This is a genomic window from Pseudomonas sp. LB3P58, assembly GCF_054897895.1.
Genome location: NZ_JBUBVE010000001.1, coordinates 2218674 through 2234538 on the forward strand (window position 1 = coordinate 2218674; position 15865 = coordinate 2234538).

The 15865-nt window shown below is 60.3% G+C and carries 17 protein-coding genes and 1 pseudogene; 15 read left to right on the forward strand and 3 right to left on the reverse strand.

Features of this window, described 5'->3' with window-relative positions:
* Positions 1 to 119: 119 nt before the first annotated feature.
* The 3 genes from ACYZTZ_RS10390 to ACYZTZ_RS10400 are packed head-to-tail and all read left to right on the forward strand — an operon-like array spanning position 120 to position 3452.
* The gene (locus ACYZTZ_RS10390; RefSeq protein ID WP_461998111.1) at positions 120 to 1118 is read left to right on the forward strand and encodes an ATP-binding protein; all 999 of its coding nucleotides are present in this window, start codon (positions 120 to 122) and stop codon (positions 1116 to 1118) included.
* Between the two features lie 53 nt (positions 1119 to 1171).
* Entirely contained in the window at positions 1172 to 1777 is a 606-nt protein-coding gene (locus ACYZTZ_RS10395) for a vWA domain-containing protein (protein ID WP_462000659.1), read from the forward strand.
* A 28-nt stretch (positions 1778 to 1805) separates the two neighbouring features.
* The gene (locus ACYZTZ_RS10400; protein ID WP_461998112.1) at positions 1806 to 3452 is read left to right on the forward strand and encodes a phospholipase D-like domain-containing protein; all 1647 of its coding nucleotides are present in this window, start codon (positions 1806 to 1808) and stop codon (positions 3450 to 3452) included.
* A gap of 132 nt (positions 3453 to 3584) precedes the next feature.
* Here the strand turns inward: ACYZTZ_RS10400 and ACYZTZ_RS10405 are convergent, their stop codons facing one another.
* Positions 3585 to 4811, reverse strand: coding sequence for an NADH:flavin oxidoreductase/NADH oxidase family protein (locus ACYZTZ_RS10405; protein ID WP_461998113.1), 1227 nt, complete (start codon positions 4809 to 4811; stop codon positions 3585 to 3587).
* Between the two features lie 77 nt (positions 4812 to 4888).
* Here ACYZTZ_RS10405 and ACYZTZ_RS10410 point away from each other — a divergent pair, with 77 nt between their 5' ends.
* Positions 4889 to 5302: a MerR family transcriptional regulator gene (locus ACYZTZ_RS10410; RefSeq protein ID WP_046048475.1), complete on the forward strand. Its 414-nt coding sequence runs from the start codon at positions 4889 to 4891 to the stop codon at positions 5300 to 5302.
* Here the strand turns inward: ACYZTZ_RS10410 and ACYZTZ_RS10415 are convergent.
* A complete protein-coding gene (locus ACYZTZ_RS10415) occupies positions 5283 to 6833 on the reverse strand; it encodes an MFS transporter (protein ID WP_461998114.1) in 1551 nt (516 codons plus the stop codon). The two genes, ACYZTZ_RS10410 and ACYZTZ_RS10415, sit on opposite strands and share 20 nt — an antisense overlap.
* A gap of 103 nt (positions 6834 to 6936) precedes the next feature.
* On the opposite strand from ACYZTZ_RS10415, the gene ACYZTZ_RS10420 reads away from it, so the two are divergent.
* Positions 6937 to 7803: a LysR family transcriptional regulator gene (locus tag ACYZTZ_RS10420; protein ID WP_461998115.1), complete on the forward strand. Its 867-nt coding sequence runs from the start codon at positions 6937 to 6939 to the stop codon at positions 7801 to 7803.
* A 97-nt stretch (positions 7804 to 7900) separates the two neighbouring features.
* On the opposite strand, the gene ACYZTZ_RS10425 is transcribed toward ACYZTZ_RS10420, so the two are convergent.
* On the reverse strand, positions 7901 to 8344 hold the full coding sequence (locus ACYZTZ_RS10425) for a thioredoxin family protein (protein ID WP_461998116.1): 444 nt from the start codon (positions 8342 to 8344) through the stop codon (positions 7901 to 7903).
* Positions 8345 to 8554: 210 nt separating this feature from the next.
* Here ACYZTZ_RS10425 and ACYZTZ_RS10430 point away from each other — a divergent pair, with 210 nt between their 5' ends.
* From ACYZTZ_RS10430 to ACYZTZ_RS10475, 10 genes and pseudogenes are all read left to right on the forward strand, one after another.
* The gene (locus tag ACYZTZ_RS10430) at positions 8555 to 8803 is read left to right on the forward strand and encodes a type II toxin-antitoxin system Phd/YefM family antitoxin (protein WP_461998117.1); all 249 of its coding nucleotides are present in this window, start codon (positions 8555 to 8557) and stop codon (positions 8801 to 8803) included.
* Positions 8793 to 8927: pseudogene (locus ACYZTZ_RS10435) on the forward strand (type II toxin-antitoxin system RelE family toxin); the annotation flags it as partial. The gene ACYZTZ_RS10430 and the pseudogene ACYZTZ_RS10435, both read left to right, overlap by 11 nt.
* Positions 8928 to 9182: 255 nt before the next feature.
* Positions 9183 to 10031 carry a transporter substrate-binding domain-containing protein gene (locus ACYZTZ_RS10440; protein ID WP_033061661.1) on the forward strand — a complete coding sequence of 283 codons (849 nt, stop codon included), beginning with the start codon at positions 9183 to 9185 and terminating at the stop codon, positions 10029 to 10031.
* A 51-nt stretch (positions 10032 to 10082) separates the two neighbouring features.
* The gene (locus ACYZTZ_RS10445) at positions 10083 to 10745 is read left to right on the forward strand and encodes an amino acid ABC transporter permease (protein ID WP_008015908.1); all 663 of its coding nucleotides are present in this window, start codon (positions 10083 to 10085) and stop codon (positions 10743 to 10745) included.
* A 9-nt stretch (positions 10746 to 10754) separates the two neighbouring features.
* On the forward strand, positions 10755 to 11417 hold the full coding sequence (locus tag ACYZTZ_RS10450) for an amino acid ABC transporter permease (protein WP_008033040.1): 663 nt from the start codon (positions 10755 to 10757) through the stop codon (positions 11415 to 11417).
* Positions 11414 to 12220 carry an amino acid ABC transporter ATP-binding protein gene (locus ACYZTZ_RS10455; RefSeq protein ID WP_461998118.1) on the forward strand — a complete coding sequence of 269 codons (807 nt, stop codon included), beginning with the start codon at positions 11414 to 11416 and terminating at the stop codon, positions 12218 to 12220. The genes ACYZTZ_RS10450 and ACYZTZ_RS10455 overlap by 4 nt, the downstream gene beginning before the upstream one ends.
* A gap of 29 nt (positions 12221 to 12249) precedes the next feature.
* Positions 12250 to 12639, forward strand: a complete 390-nt coding sequence (locus tag ACYZTZ_RS10460; protein WP_461998119.1) for a RidA family protein — start codon at positions 12250 to 12252, stop codon at positions 12637 to 12639.
* Positions 12640 to 12721: 82 nt separating this feature from the next.
* The gene (locus ACYZTZ_RS10465) at positions 12722 to 13486 is read left to right on the forward strand and encodes an IclR family transcriptional regulator (RefSeq protein ID WP_033061664.1); all 765 of its coding nucleotides are present in this window, start codon (positions 12722 to 12724) and stop codon (positions 13484 to 13486) included.
* A 39-nt stretch (positions 13487 to 13525) separates the two neighbouring features.
* A complete protein-coding gene (locus tag ACYZTZ_RS10470; RefSeq protein ID WP_046048469.1) occupies positions 13526 to 14743 on the forward strand; it encodes an amino acid deaminase in 1218 nt (405 codons plus the stop codon).
* A gap of 130 nt (positions 14744 to 14873) precedes the next feature.
* Positions 14874 to 15806 (forward strand): sugar kinase, encoded by a 933-nt coding sequence (locus tag ACYZTZ_RS10475; RefSeq protein WP_461998120.1) that lies wholly within the window; start codon positions 14874 to 14876, stop codon positions 15804 to 15806.
* The last annotated feature ends 59 nt before the right edge of the window (positions 15807 to 15865 follow it).

Consider the following 15865-nt stretch of genomic DNA (forward strand, 5'->3'; position numbering starts at 1 on the left):
CGATAGCGGTGGATCATTCAATATTAATTTTGGCTGACACGCCGCCATCGCGAGCAAGCTCGCTCCCACAGGGATTAAGGTGCTGCTGATGGATCACCGACCATGACCGAGTATTTAAGATGACCGACATCCCCCATTTCCCCCTCTCCGCCGTGGTCGGCGCCGACGATCTGAAACTCGCCCTGTACCTGACCGCCATCGACCCGAAAATCGGCGGCGTTCTCATCGAAGGCCCCCGCGGCATGGCCAAGTCGACCCTGGCCCGTGGCTTGGCGGACTTGCTCGCCAGCGGCCAATTCGTCACCTTGCCGTTGGGCGCCACCGAAGAACGACTGGTCGGCACCCTAGACCTGGACGCCGCCCTGAGCGAGGGGCGCGCACAGTTTTCCCCCGGCGTACTGGCCAAGGCTGACGGCGGCGTGCTCTACGTCGATGAAGTCAATCTGCTGCCCGATCACCTGGTGGACCTGCTGCTGGATGTGGCCGCCAGCGGCACCAACCTGATCGAGCGCGACGGCATTTCCCATCGGCATTCGGCGAAGTTCGTCCTGATCGGCACCATGAACCCGGAAGAGGGTGAGCTGCGTCCGCAACTGCTCGACCGTTTTGGCCTGAACGTCGCCCTCAGTGGCCACACGGCACCGGCCGAGCGTGGCCAGATCATTCGTCGGCGGCTGGATTTCGACAACGACCCCCACAGTTTCTGCGCCGAATGGGAAAGCCAACAGCAATCGCTGCGCGAACGTTGCCAGAAGGCGCGCAGCGCACTGGCAAGCATCCCGCTCGACGATCATGCGCTGGCGCAGATTACCGAGCGCTGTTTTGCCGCCGGTGTCGATGGCTTGCGGGCCGACCTGGTCTGGTTGCGCGCGGCGCGTGCTCACGCGGCGTGGCGCGGGGCGAGCGCCATCGCCGAGGAAGATATCGACGCCGTCGCCGAATTTGCCTTGCGCCATCGCCGCCGCGAGCAGTCGCCACCGGCGCCGCAACACAGTCAGCCGCCCTCTACGCAAAATGCCAATCCGAGCGAAGGCCAGGGCCAATGGGGTGAAATGCCCGCTCAGGCGCTCCCGGTCGGCGCCCGACGTGACGTGCCGAGCTGGCCAAAAAAGCCCTAGGCATTCGCCCTCGATCTGACGCGGGGGCGAATGCCAGACCCCGCGCCGGACGGCTGGATAACGGCAAACAGGGTAAACGTCACGCGGCGCGCAGCGGCTCGATCAATTGGCCCGGCACCTTGCTGAACGGCCGCCCGTGTCAGCGCGCCGATGTCTTGTTTCACCTGCGCACCCGTTCGCCCCACGAACTGTGGCTGGTGATCGTCGACGCCTCGGCCTCGACCCGTCGTCATCAGGCGTTGAGCGATGCCAAGGGCTTGCTCGCGCAGCTGTTCGACGATGCCTATCGCCAGCGTGCACGCCTGGCGTTGCTGACTGCCAGTGGGCATGTGCCGAAATGGCAAGTGCAAGGGTTGAAAGCCTCCGCCGGGTTACGCAATTGGTTAGATGGGCTCGGAGCGGGCGGTGGTACGCCGTTGCTGGCGGCGCTGGGTGAGGCGGGGCTCTGGCTGACGGCACGGCAAAAACGCTTTCCGGCGGAACAGCAGCGCTTGTTGCTGGTGACCGATGGGCGGTTGAAGGACTGGTCGATGTTGCCGACGCTTGATTGTCCGGGGCTGCTGATCGACATCGAACGGGGGCCGATTCGTCTTGGACGGTCTAAAGTATTGGCAACTCAATTGCAGGCGCAGTACCGGCATATCGATGATATGGAGTGAACCGAAAAGATCTTCACAGGAGTGAGTCATGCGCGTTCTAGCCGCCAACATTCAGGACGATTTCCGCGTCAAAGCCTACGCCGGCACCAATGGCGTGCTGTTGGCCATGGACCTGGCCGAACCCCGCCGCAAAGGTCTATTGGGTTTCGCCATCGAAAAACAGCAAGGCCCCAAGCCCTGGCTGTTTCTGTTCAACAGCCTGACCTTCCTCGGCAAGGTGCATACGTTTCCCCAGTTTCACGCCACCCCCAGCGATATCGCGCCATTACAGAAATTTCGCTGGGCCGATTACGCGGTCAATCCGGGGATGACGATCCATTACCGAATCCACCTGGCCTACGGCTCCGTTGATGCGCCGCAACTGGGTGAATCCCTGGAAGTGACGGTCACCTCCGACAATGGTCAGCCGGGTAACCAAAGCGTGATCTTCAACCGTGCGGTCGCCGCCAGCCAGGCGTTCCAGCGCAAGTTTCCCGAGCTCGACGCGCTGATCAGCGCCAACAAGAACCTGCCCATCGAAGCCTGGCCGGATGCCCCGCGGCAATGGCTGGAAAACGGTTTGCTCGGACGCTTGCTGGGGTTTATCGAGCGTGCGGTGGATGGCCAGTGGGCGCTGGACATTGCCATCTACGAATATGAATTGCAGGCCATTGTCGATGCGGTCAATGCCGCGTTCGAACGTGGGGTAAACGTTCGAGTCCTGTATCACGCTCAACCGGGTGATGAGGACACCACCATGAACGAGGCCAGCCTGGAAAAAATCCCGGCAGAGAACAAGCGTGGGCGGGTCACCCACAATATCTTCCACAACAAATTCATCGTCCTGAGCCGGCTCGACGCAGCGGGACAGCGGCAGCCGGAGTCGTTGCTTTGCGGGAGCACCAACTTCACGCCCAACGGCGTTTACCGACAGGCCAACGTGGTGCATGTGCTGGACGAGACACGCGTCAGCAGCAGCTATCTGCATACCTTCGAGGAGGTCTGGGCTAACCCTGCGGATGTCGGCGTCACCCGAAACTGGCTCACGCAAAATAACCCGATGGATCCGCTGCAGCCGATGTTCGCCGGTTTCTCACCGCGCTTGGGCAAAGGGGATCTGGATGAGTTTGTCGAGATCATCAACGCCGCAAAAAAGGACGTGCTGTTCGTCACCGCGTTCGCTTTGCCCGACGACATCCTGAGCGCCTTGCTCGGCCTGCCCCACGATGACATTTTGCGTTACGGCCTGCAAAACACCGCCAGCAGCATCACCGGTTTCCACGCCGACCGCACCGCCGAATTCGCCGCCACCGCGCTGCTCAACACCGGGCTGGAAGGCTGGCTCCGAGAGAACATGAAAGGCCAGAAGGGCAACCTGCTGGTGCACACCAAAGCCGTGGTGACGGACTTCACCAGCGATGCGCCGACGATCATCAGCGGCAGCCATAACCTCAGTGCCGCGGCCAGCAATGGCAATGACGAGAACTACCTGATCATTCGCGGTGATACCGATCTGGCAGACCGTTATGGTCTGGAACTGCTGCGGTTCTACGAGCATTACCGCTTTCGCTATTTCGCCAAGAAACTCGCGCTCAAGCAGGTCCAGCCGTTGGCGGCGGATGACAGCTGGACCGATGACTATTACCTCGACGGGGATTTGCGTCAGTTATCCAGATTGCGTTTTTCCGGACGGTAAACACACTTGCAGCGCAGACGTACCCCTTGTAGGAGTGAGCCTGCTCGCGATAGCGGTGTGTCAGGTGACATCATGACTGGTCGGGCGCTTTCGTCGGAACGCCGCCCGGAGCAGGCTCGCTCCCACATTGGATTACTTCATTCCCATTGCCTGACGGTATTGACGAGTGCGCCGGGCGATGTACACGCGGTCGAGAATCAACGCCCATAGCGCCGACACATCGGGACGGGTCTTGCGCCCACGACTCAGGCGATTGAGCTGGAATTTCACGACGGCCATGCTCGCCAGTGCCGCCAGGGGTTTGCGTTTCCAGCGAATCGGTGGCAGTTGCGGGTGACTGTTCTGACCTTCGCGCCAGCGTTTGACCAGTTGAGGTTCGAGCGCCAGCGCCGTGCCGATCCCGGCCATGGCGATGCCGCTGTCGAGCACCTGTTCGACGATCGCCAGACGTCGAATCCCGCCCGTCACCATCACCGGCATGTTCGCCACACTGGCCAGCTCACCGGCCATCTCCAGAAAGTATGCTTCACGCGCCAGGGTCCGACCATCCCGGGCCTCGCCTTGCATGGCCGGGGCTTCGTAGCTGCCGCCGGAGAGTTCCAGCAGATCGATCGGTTGATCGTTGAGCCACTGAATCACCTGCCGGGCATCGTCGGCATCGAAACCGCCGCGCTGGAAATCCGCCGAGTTGAGCTTCACCGCCACGCAAAATTGCGGCGACACAGACTCGCGCACGGCGCTGACTACCGCCAACAACAAGCGAGCGCGATTTTCCAGGGAACCACCCCAGCGGTCGGTTCGGCGGTTGGTCAAGGGCGAGAGGAACTGGCTGATCAGATAACCGTGCGCGGCATGAATCTGCACCCCGGTGAAACCGGCCTTTTCCGCCAGGGCAGCGCTGGTGGCGAAACGTTGAATGACCTCTTCGATGTCGCGCTCGCTCATGGGTTTGGGCTCGGCAAACATCTTCGAGAACCCACCCAAGTCCAGCGCCACCGCGGACGGCGCTAACGCTTGCTGGCCGAGGTTGGCCATGGTCTGACGGCCAGGATGATTGAGCTGCATCCAGAACTGCGCGCCACCGGCCCGACCAATGCTGGCCCACTGGCGAAAGCGTTCCAGGTGGCGCTCATCCTCCAGCACCACGCCACCGGGGCCGGTCATGGCGCGGCGGTCTATCATCACGTTGCCCGTCAGCAACAGTCCGGTTTCGCCTTCGGCCCACGCCTGATACAGCCGGAACAAGGCCTCTGCGGGTGCCTGACCGCTGTCAGCGAGGTTCTCTTCCATCGCGGCTTTGGCGATGCGGTTGCCGATGGTCTGGCCGTTGGGCAAATTCAATACTTGGAAGGGCGACATGCTTGACTCCTCATCAGTGATGAGTAGAGGCTAAGCTTAAAGTTAACTTTAATGTCAAGCAGGCAAATGAGGTTGAGATGAAGATTGGTGAATTGGCGGAGTTAAGTGGCTTCAACCCATCGCGTATTCGGTTTTACGAAGCCCAGGGCCTGATCCAGAAAGTGGAACGTCGGGCCAATGGCTACCGGCATTACCCCGAGCAGGTATTGCAGACGCTGTACCTGATCCAATGCGCCCAGCAGGCAGGGTTCAGCCTGGAAGAGTTGAAACAGTTGATGCCGGACACCCTCACCGGTGAATTCAAGCACGACGAACTGCTGGCGGGGCTTAAGCGCAAAGTCGATCAGATCGAAGAAATGCAGCTACACCTGGCGCAGAGCAAGGCGAAGCTGCTGGCGGTGATCGACGACATACAGGCGAAACCCGAAGGCATGGGCTGCGATGCGAATGCCGAGCGGGTGCTGGCGTCATTCAAGCATTCGCGCCGATAGCGGCGGTCGACGGAGCGGGGATCGGATTGCGCATCAGCGTGCCCACCACCAGCGCACCCAGTAGCGCCAACAACCCCGCAACCCACAACAGCAGACTGAAGCCACCGACGAAGGCTTGACGGGCCAACGGTTCGACCACGGTGCGCGCGGTTTCCGGCAACAGGCCCATCGCCGCCGTCATGTCACCGGCTACCACCCGCGAGGCGATGCCCTGGGTTTGGTCGAGCCATTGCGCACCCTGCGCCGTCAGGCTCGTACGCAACAACAGCTCGGTATGACTGGACAGCAACGCGCCGAACACGCCAATGGCCAGAACGATGGCGCTGAAGCGCATGGTGGTGCTCATGCCTGAAGCCATGCCGGTACGCTCCCGTGGCACGCAGGCCATGATGTTCTTCTGCGTATCGCCGTTGAGCAGTCCGGCACCGGCGCCGGTCACGGCAATCGCGAAGGCGAAAGGCAGGTAACCACCGCTGCTGACCGCCCAGGCACTGAGCAGATTGCCGCTGCCGACCAGAGTCAAACCGGCGGCCATCAACGTGGCGGGGGCAAATCGACTCGCCAGACGTACGCCGATGCGTGGGCAAATCAGCATGGTCAGGGCAAACGGCAACATCCCCAGGCCTGAAGCGATGGCCGAGAAACCCAGGCCGTTTTGCAGGTAGAAGGGCAGCAGGGTCATCATCACCTGGGCGCAACCGGCGTAGGCGAACATGCCCAATAATGCGCCGATGAAGCGCGGATGCTTGAACAGTTGCAGGTCGACCATCGGCCGCCGCTGCATCCGCTCAATCACCACGAACAGCCCCAGCAACAAGGCGCCGCCGATCAGTCGAGCGTAGGTCAGAGGGTTGCTCCAGCCGATCCGGTTCGCCTCGATCAGGCCCCAGATCAGGCACAGCAAACTCGCACTGAACGCCAGGCTGCCCCAGGGATCGAGGCGTGCGGACTGAGTGTCGCGGGACTCCGGCACGGCGCGCCAGACCATCACCATCAGGAACACTCCGACGGGCAGGTTAAGGTAGAAAATCCAGCGCCAGCCCATGTATTCGGTAATCAGCCCGCCGACCGTCGGCGCGGCGGTCATCGCTACCCCCATGCACGCGCCCCAGAACGCCCAGGCCTTGGCCCGTTCCACTTCATCGTGAAAGGTGTGGCCGATGGAGGCGAGCGCCGAGGTCAGCAGCAAGGCCGCGCCGACACCCTTGATCGCCCGGGCGATGTCGAGGAACAGCGCGTTGGGCGCGGCACCGCAACCGATGGACGCGAGGATGAAAATGGCCAACCCGCAGAGCAGGGTTTTCTGCCGGCCGAAGCGGTCGGCGATGCTGCCAGCCGGCAACAAAAGGGCCGCGAAGGCCAGCATGTAAGCGCTGACTACCCATTCGATGTCGGCAAAGTTTGCGCCCAGGTCGCGGGCGATCGTGGGCAGCGTCACTGCGACAATGTTGGTGTCGAGGACAATCAGCGAGCAAACGCCTGAGGCTGTGAGTAATGTCAGTCGCGGGCTCACCTTGGGTTTGACGGGCATGGCAGCGTTTCTCTACTGTGAAAGTCAGTGCAGCTTATCGTCTGTTGACGCTTCCCTTGTTAGGCGTGCCTTGTCACTTCATTACCTTTGAGCTAACGCACCCATGGACATACGGCATTTCCGCTATTTTCTGGCCGTTGCCCGGCAAGGCAACTTCACCCGCGCCGCCGAACAACTCGGTATCGCACCGCCGACCTTGACTCGACAGATCCAGGACATGGAGAACGAACTCGGCACGCGATTGTTCGTGCGCCAGACACGTGAAGTCAGCCTGACCGAGGCCGGCGCCGCGCTGTTGATCGAGGCCGAGGCGACGGTGCGGCAATTCGAATACGCTCAGTACAACGCCCAGCGTGCCGGGCGCGGGGATATTGGCCATATCGAACTGGGTTACGTGGCTTCGGCGGTGTATTCGGGCTTGCTGCAGAAACAAGTGCAAGCCTTCAGCCGCGAGTGTCCTGACGTCAGCCTGAACGTACGGGAAAGTCCCATGGCGTCATTGCCCATGATGGTGGTCGAGGGGCGTTTCGATATTGGCTATGTCCGCTCACCCATGACCTTGCCCGAAGGCCTGGATGCCATTCGCCTGGACGCAGAAGGCTTCGTGCTGGCGGTGTCGGCCGAGTCCTGGCTGTGCCGATTGCCAGAGATTGGCCCGGAACATTTGCAGAACGAGACGTTCATCTTGCCGGAGCAAATCAGCGGCACGTTGCAAGTCGCCGCCGAGGGTGGGTTTGCGCCGAAACTGGGGGCGCAACCGGGCGGGCTGGTGGCGGTCATTGCGCTGGTGTCGTTGGGGCAGGGCGTGGCGGTGGTGCCGGAATCGGTGGTCGGCCATGTCAGTCTGCCCGGTGTCTTGTACCGGCCGATCAATGGGTGTGAGGCGAGCTCCTGGTTGTCGTTGATCCATCGGCGATTCGAAAAGTCACCGGCGGTGGCGAGGTATATCGAGCAGGTCAAAAATCGCTAAGCGCAAAAGCTTCGCGAGCAGGCTCGCTCCCACAATTGACCGAGTTACCCAAACAGACACGGTCATCTGTGGGAGCGAGCCTGCTCGCGAAAGCGATCTAACAGCAAACCCGCCGACTCAACTGCCCAGTTGCGCGAGGCACAGTGCGCAACCTTCGCAGGGTCTGGAGCAACCACGCCAGATCGTGAACCGGTTTGCGCTTCCCCATTGCCGGTTTCACCTTGCCAATGTGCCTGGCGAAGTCTTCCTGCAGGGTTTGCTCAGTGCCAATTCCCTTGAGCTTCTTCAGCAACTTCCCATCCTTGTAAAACAGCACGGTCGGAGTGCCGGTGACGTCCGGGTGGCGGGGGGATTCGCTGGTGTTCAGCATGTAGATCTGCGCGTGATGGCGATATCGTTCGCCAATCTGACGAAAAATCGGCCCGGCCGTTTCGCAGGCGGGGCAGTGTTGATTGCCGAAGTACAGGATCACCGGGCGCCAGGTTTTCAGGGCCTTGCGGTAGACCGGGGCCAGCGCTGCAGGGGTGGTTGTCGAGCTCATTGAAGTCTCCTTTTCACAACGGCCATTGACGGTCCGTCGACGGTAAAGGAAGGCGCAGGGATGGGTCTACTGTCAGAAATAACAGGTAGGTAGGTTTCCTACGTAGACTCGGGCACTCCTTACAGTGTTACAGGACCAACCCGACAGGACACACGGAAAGCTGGAAGCGTGTGGCGTGATACTTTTTGTTCACTCCTCAGGAACAACTTCATGACACATATCGTGCTTTCGCAGGTGATGGCCAGCATTTCTAAATTGAAAAAAAATCCGATGGGAACGGTCGCTGCCGGCGGAGGCCTGTCTGTTGCGATCCTTAACCGCAATAAGCCGGCTTTCTATTGTGTTCCCGCAAAAGAGTACGAAGCCATGATGAATCGCGTGGATGACTTGGAGTTACTTGCCCTTTGTAAAGAGCGGGAAAACGATCCGACCATAAAGGTTTCGATTGATGACCTATGAGCTGGAGTTTTCAGAAAAAGCCTGGAAAGAATGGAAAAAGCTTGGAGTGAACCTGAAGGATCAGTTCAAAAGGAAACTTCAGGAGCGTCTTGTAAACCCGCACGTTCCCGCTGACCGACTCAGTAGCGCTGCACCGAATTAGCCCATCAAAACTCCAACTGTGAACCAGATACCCGCACGTTGTAGCCAACGGTAGCGGTCGTTCACCTGTGCATTTCGTAGCGTCGGTGTTGTATTTTCTCCATCCATTTGATTCAAAACACTTTTCAATCTCCCCAACATTCCGCCCACATCCTGTGGCACACTTTCTGCTGTCTATTCCGTTGTTACATACCAATATCCGGTATAGCGGAATAAACATCATCCTGGAGTGCTTGCCATGCATCGCCGACCTTCCTTGTTTAAAGCGTGTGTTTTTGTTCTCGCGGCTTCGGCTGCTGTCATGGGTGTGGCCCAGGCGGCGGACAGCAAGCTCGATAGCGTGCTGGCCCGCGGGAAACTGATTGTGGGCACCGGCAGTACCAATGCGCCGTGGCACTTCCAGGGAGCGGACGGCAAGTTGCAGGGTTTTGATATCGATATCGCGCGAATGGTGGCCAAGGGGTTGTTCAACGACCCGAGCAAGGTCGAGTTCGTGGTGCAGTCATCCGATGCGCGGATTCCCAACCTGCTGACCGACAAGGTCGACATGAGTTGCCAGTTCATTACCGTCACCGCCAGTCGTGCGCAGCAGGTGGCGTTCACGCTGCCGTACTACCGCGAAGGTGTCGGCCTGCTGTTGCCGGCCAACAGCAAGTACAAGGAAATCGAAGACCTCAAAGCTGCCGGCGACGGCGTGACCGTGGCGGTGCTGCAGAACGTGTACGCCGAAGAGTTGGTGCATCAGGCGTTGCCCAAGGCCAAGGTCGATCAGTACGACAGCGTGGACCTGATGTATCAGGCGGTGAACTCCGGTCGCGCCGACGCCGCTGCCACCGATCAGTCCTCGGTGAAATACCTGATGGTGCAGAACCCTGGTCGCTATCGCAGCCCGACCTACGCCTGGAGCCCGCAAACCTACGCCTGCGCGGTCAAACGCGGCGATCAGGACTGGCTGAACTTCGTCAACACCGTTTTGCATGAAGGCATGACAGGCGTGGAGTTCCCAACCTACGCAGCGTCGTTCAAGCAATGGTTCGGTGTCGATCTGCCGTCGCCCGCCATCGGTTTCCCCGTCGAATTCAAATGATCCCGTGAGAGCGGGGCGGTTCCGATCGCCCCGTTCAAGGTACTGCTGACCATGAACTATCAGTTGAACTTTGCCGCCGTGTGGCGCGATTTCGACACCTTGCTGGCGGGGCTCGGTCTGGGTCTTGAGCTGGCGCTGGTGTCGATCGCCATCGGTTGCGTGATCGGCCTGATGATGGCGTTTGCTTTGCTGTCAAAACACCGCGCGTTACGGGTGCTGGCGTCGGTGTATGTGACGGTAATCCGTAATACGCCGATTCTGGTGTTGATTCTGTTGATCTACTTCGCCTTGCCGAGCCTGGGGATCCGTCTGGACAAGATCCCGTCATTCATCATCACGCTGTCGTTGTATGCCGGGGCCTATCTGACCGAAGTGTTTCGCGGCGGGTTGTTGAGCATTCCCAAGGGCCAACGCGAAGCGGGGTTGGCGATCGGTCTGGGCGAGTGGCAGGTCAAGGCGTACGTCACCGTGCCGGTGATGCTGCGCAATGTGCTGCCGGCCTTGTCGAACAACTTCATTTCGCTGTTCAAGGACACCTCGCTGGCCGCGGCGATTGCCGTGCCGGAGCTGACGTATTACGCGCGCAAGATCAATGTCGAGAGCTACCGGGTGATTGAAACCTGGCTGGTGACCACAGCGCTCTATGTGGCGGCCTGTTACCTCATTGCCATGATGCTGCGTTACCTCGAGCAGCGTCTGGCGATTCGCCGATAGGAGGCCTACATGTACGAATCCCCCAGTTGGTTGCATGAGTTATGGGTTGCCCGGGAAGTCCTGTGGCAAGGCTTTTTGACCAGTGTGCAGGTCTCGGCCCTGGCGATTTTGCTGGGCACGATGGTCGGCATCGTCGCCGGCCTGGTGCTGACCTACGGCAAGTTCTGGATGCGCGCGCCGTTTCGGTTTTACGTCGACATCATTCGCGGCACGCCGGTGTTTGTATTGGTGCTCGCCTGCTTCTACATGGCACCTGCGCTGGGCTGGCAGATCAGTGCGTTTCAGGCCGGTGCATTGGGGCTGACGCTGTTTTGCGGCTCCCACGTCGCCGAGATTGTGCGCGGCGCGTTGCAAGCACTGCCCAGTGGTCAGATGGAAGCGAGCAAGGCCATTGGCCTGACGTTTTATCAAGCGCTCGGTTACGTGTTGTTGCCTCAGGCGTTGCGGCAGATCTTGCCGACCTGGGTTAACTCGTCCACCGAGATCGTCAAGGCTTCCACGCTGCTGTCGGTGATCGGTGTGGCCGAGTTGCTGCTCAGTACGCAGCAGATCATCGCCCGGACCTTCATGACCCTCGAGTTTTACCTGTTCGCCGGATTTCTGTTTTTCGTCATCAACTACGCCATCGAATTACTCGGCCGGCACATTGAAAAGCGGGTGGCCTTGCCATGACTCAACCTTCGCTCTCTAACGTAAAAGCAGCTCAAAACGGTCAGCCCCTGCTGGACATTCGCGGATTGCACAAAAAGTACGGCCAGCTCGAAGTGCTCAAGGGCGTCGACCTGACGATGCAGCGCGGCAACGTCGTGACGCTGATCGGTTCCAGCGGCTCGGGCAAGACCACGCTGCTGCGTTGCGTGAACATGCTCGAAGAATTTCAGGGCGGGCAGATCATGCTCGATGGCGAGTCCATCGGTTATGACGAGGTCAACGGCAAGCGCGTGCGTCACCCGGAAAAAGTCATCGCCCGGCATCGGGCCATGACCGGCATGGCGTTCCAGCAGTTCAACCTGTTTCCGCACCTCACGGCGCTGCAGAACGTCACCCTCGGTTTGCTCAAGGTCAAAAAGCTGCACAAGGATGAAGCGGTGGCCCTGGCGGAGAAATGGCTGGAGCGGGTCGGCTTGCTGGAACGCCGCGATCACTTCCCCGGTCAGTTGTCCGGTGGTCAGCAGCAGCGCGTGGCGATTGCCCGGGCGATTGCGATGAACCCGAGCCTGATGCTGTTCGACGAAGTGACCTCGGCCCTCGATCCGGAACTGGTGGGTGAAGTGCTGAGCGTGATCAAAGGCCTGGCCGAGGACGGCATGACCATGCTGCTGGTGACCCACGAAATGCGCTTCGCTTTCGAGGTCTCGGACAAGATCGTCTTCATGAATCAGGGGCGGATCGAAGAGCAGGGGCCACCCAAGGAACTGTTCGAACGCCCGCAATCGCCACGCCTGGCAGAATTTCTCAAGAACACGCGGTTTTAAACCCTCATTTTCAATCAGGAGAAACACTCATGAGCATTACTCGTTACGGCACCGGCAGCACCGCCGGTGGCGGCCAGCCCCGTCCTTTCGCCCGCGCCGTTGAGGCCGATGGCTGGCTGCATGTGTCCGGGCAAGTACCGGCGCTGGATGGCGAAATCATTGTGGGTGGCATCGTCGAACAGACTCACCAGACCATGAAGAACCTGATCTCGATTCTCGAAGAGGCCGGTTACGGTCTTGAGGACGTGGTGCGCACCGGTGTGTGGCTGGAAGACCCACGGGATTTCTGGAGTTTCAACAAGGTGTTTTCCGAATACTTCAAAAGCGAACACGCCCCGGCCCGGGCCTGTGTGCAGGCGAACATGATGGTCGATTGCAAGGTCGAGATTGACTGCATCGCGTACAAGAAAAAGGCCTGAAGCTAATGATCATTCCCACGCTCCGCGTGGGAATGATCATTAGCGGTAAACTCCCGGCCACTTTGAATGGGAACCTGAAGCAATGACCGAAGACACCATCAAGCGCCGGGCTCGCGGTCTGGACCGGGCGTTCGATATCCTCGATTTCCTCAAGGAAGTCGGCAAGCCCCTGCGCCCGAACGAAATCGCCAGCGGCATCGGCAGCCCGAAATCCACGGTCTACGAATTGGTTGCCTCCCTGCTGGAGCGACGGATTCTGGAGGCCGTGGGCAAGGACGGTCACGTCTACCTCGGCCGTCAGCTGTACTTCCTGGGGCAAGCGCATTTACGCCATTTCGACCTGACCCGCGAGGCCGATCATGCCTTGCAGGAGATCGTCAGCCAGACCCGCGAAACCGCGCAGATGTGCCTGCTCAACGGGCGAAAATACACCGTGGCCTTGATGAAAGAGGGCGAGCGGCATTTCCGCATTTCCTCGGACATCGGCGAGAACGCGCCGATTCCCTGGACCGCTTCCGGACGCCTGCTGCTGGCGCACTTGAGCGACCAGGAAATCGTCGACCTGATTGATCACGACGACTTCATCCTGCCCAACGGTGAACGCCTGCCGCTTGAACAGTTTCTCGGTGAAATCCGTCAGGCCGCTATCGATGGTTTCTTCTCTTTCGATAGCGTTGCCGACACCTTTACCCATTGTTTTGCCGCCCCGGTGAAAGACCCGAACGGCGTGGCCATTGCGACCCTGTGCATCGTCGCCCCACGGGCCGATGCCAAGAACAATTACAACGACTATCGCCGGGTGCTGATTGACAGCGCCAACAGCCTGGCCCGTCGCATCAACGAATAACAGCGGCTGCCTGCGGCCGCGAATGTGAGGAGTTCGACCATGTTTTCTGCCAAAAATACTGCCACTGTGGAAAAGGGCTTTGCCCACACAGGCGCCAATCTGGTGCGCGACGTCAGCCTGCCTGCGCTGGTGCTGCACCGCGAAGCGCTGGAACACAACATTCGCTGGATGCAGACCTTTGTCAGCAACAGCGGTGCCGAACTCGCCCCCCACGGCAAAACCAGCATGACCCCGGCGCTGTTTCGTCGCCAACTGGACGCCGGTGCCTGGGGCATCACCCTGGCCAGCGCCACGCAAACCCGCGCGGCTTACGCCCATGGCGTGCATCGGGTGCTGATGGCCAACCAACTGGTCGGTACGCCGAACATGGCGTTGATCGCCGATCTGCTCGCGGACCCGACTTTCGACTTCCATTGCATGGTCGATCACCCGGATAACGTCGCTGACCTCGGCGCGTATTTCGCCTCGCGCGGTGTGCGTTTGAACGTGATGATCGAGTACGGCGTGGTCGGCGGTCGTTGCGGTTGCCGCACCGAAGACGAAGTGGTCGCGCTGGCCAAAGCCATTGCCGCACAACCGGCCTTGGCGCTGACCGGGATCGAAGGTTACGAAGGGGTGATTCACGGCGATCACGCGGTGAGCGGCATCCGTGCGTTCGCTGATTCTTTGGTGCGTCTGGCCGTGCAGTTGCAGGACAGCGGCGCGTTCGCCATTCCCAAGCCGATCATCACGGCGTCGGGTTCAGCCTGGTACGACCTGATCGCTGAATCCTTTGAAGCGCAGAACGCCGGCGGGCGTTTCCTCAGCGTGCTGCGTCCCGGCAGCTACGTGGCTCACGACCATGGCATCTATAAAGAAGCGCAATGCTGCGTGCTCGACCGCCGCAGTGATCTGCACGAAGGCCTGCGCCCGGCGCTGGAAGTCTGGGCTCACGTGCAGTCGTTGCCGGAACCGGGCTTTGCGGTGATCGCCCTGGGTAAACGCGACGTGGCCTACGATGCCGGGTTGCCGGTGCCGCTGTTGCGTTACAAGGCGGGCGTGGTGCCGGCGACAGGCGACGACGTCAGCGCCTGCAAGGTGACGGCAGTGATGGATCAGCATGCGTTCATGACCGTGGCGCCGGGGGTTGAGTTACGGGTGGGGGACATTATTTCCTTTGGTACTTCGCACCCGTGCCTGACGTTCGACAAGTGGCGTATCGGGTGTCTGGTGGATGAGCAGCTGAATGTCATCGAAACCATGGAAACCTGTTTCTAAGACTCCAGACCGAGGCGCGGCCATCGCGAGCAAGCTCGCTCCCACAGGGAACGCATTCCATTGTGGGAGCGAGCTTGCTCGCGATGAGGCCCTGCCAGACAACACAGAAACACCAGAGACTACAAAAACAATGAACACCATCAGCACCCTCGGCCCCAACACCCCGCGCATCGCCCTGATCGGCGAATGCATGATCGAGTTGCAGCAACGCGCCGACGGCAGCCTGCAGCAGAGTTTCGGTGGCGATACCTTGAACACGGCGGTCTACCTGTCCCGGGAGTTGGGCGAGGGCGGCACGGTGGATTACGTCACCGCCCTGGGTGACGACAGTTTCAGCGATGCCATGTGCCAGAGCTGGGCCGACGAAAACATCGGGCTCGGTATGGTCCAGCGCTTGCCCGGCCGGTTGCCCGGCTTGTATTGCATCCAGACTGACGCCGCCGGCGAGCGGCGTTTTCTCTACTGGCGTAACGAGGCAGCAGTCCGAGATTGTTTCACCACCCCGACCGCCGCGCCGATCCTTGCGGCGCTGCCGGATTACGATGTGCTGTATTTCAGTGGCATCACCCTGGCGGTGCTCGGCGCGCAAGGTCGGGAGAAGTTACTGGAAACCCTGGTCGAGGCACGGCAGCGGGATGCACGGGTCGTGTTCGACAACAACTACCGGCCACGTTTGTGGGCGTCGATCGCGGACGCACGGGCGGCCTATCGCAGCGTTCTGCCCTATGTCGACCTGGCGTTGCTGACCGTCGATGACGAACAGGCGCTGTTTAATTTTTCCGATTGCGAGGCGGTGTTTGCCGCTTACGAGCAGATTGGCACGCCTGAAGTGGTACTCAAGCGTGGCGCCGAGGCGTGTCTGATTCGTTGTGATGGAGAGTCGTTTGAAGTGCCGGCGCAGGTAGTCGAGCGGGTGGTGGACACCACGGCGGCGGGGGATTCATTTAGCGCGGCGTATTTGGCCAGTCGCCTGAAAGGAGGCAGCCCGGTTGAGGCTGCTGAAGCGGGGCATCGGTTGGCGAGTCGGGTGATTCAGGTGCCGGGAGCACTTATTCCGAGATAAGTGGTGAATGGCCGCCTGCTGCGCAATCGGATCGCGAGCAAGCTCGCTCCCACAGTGGG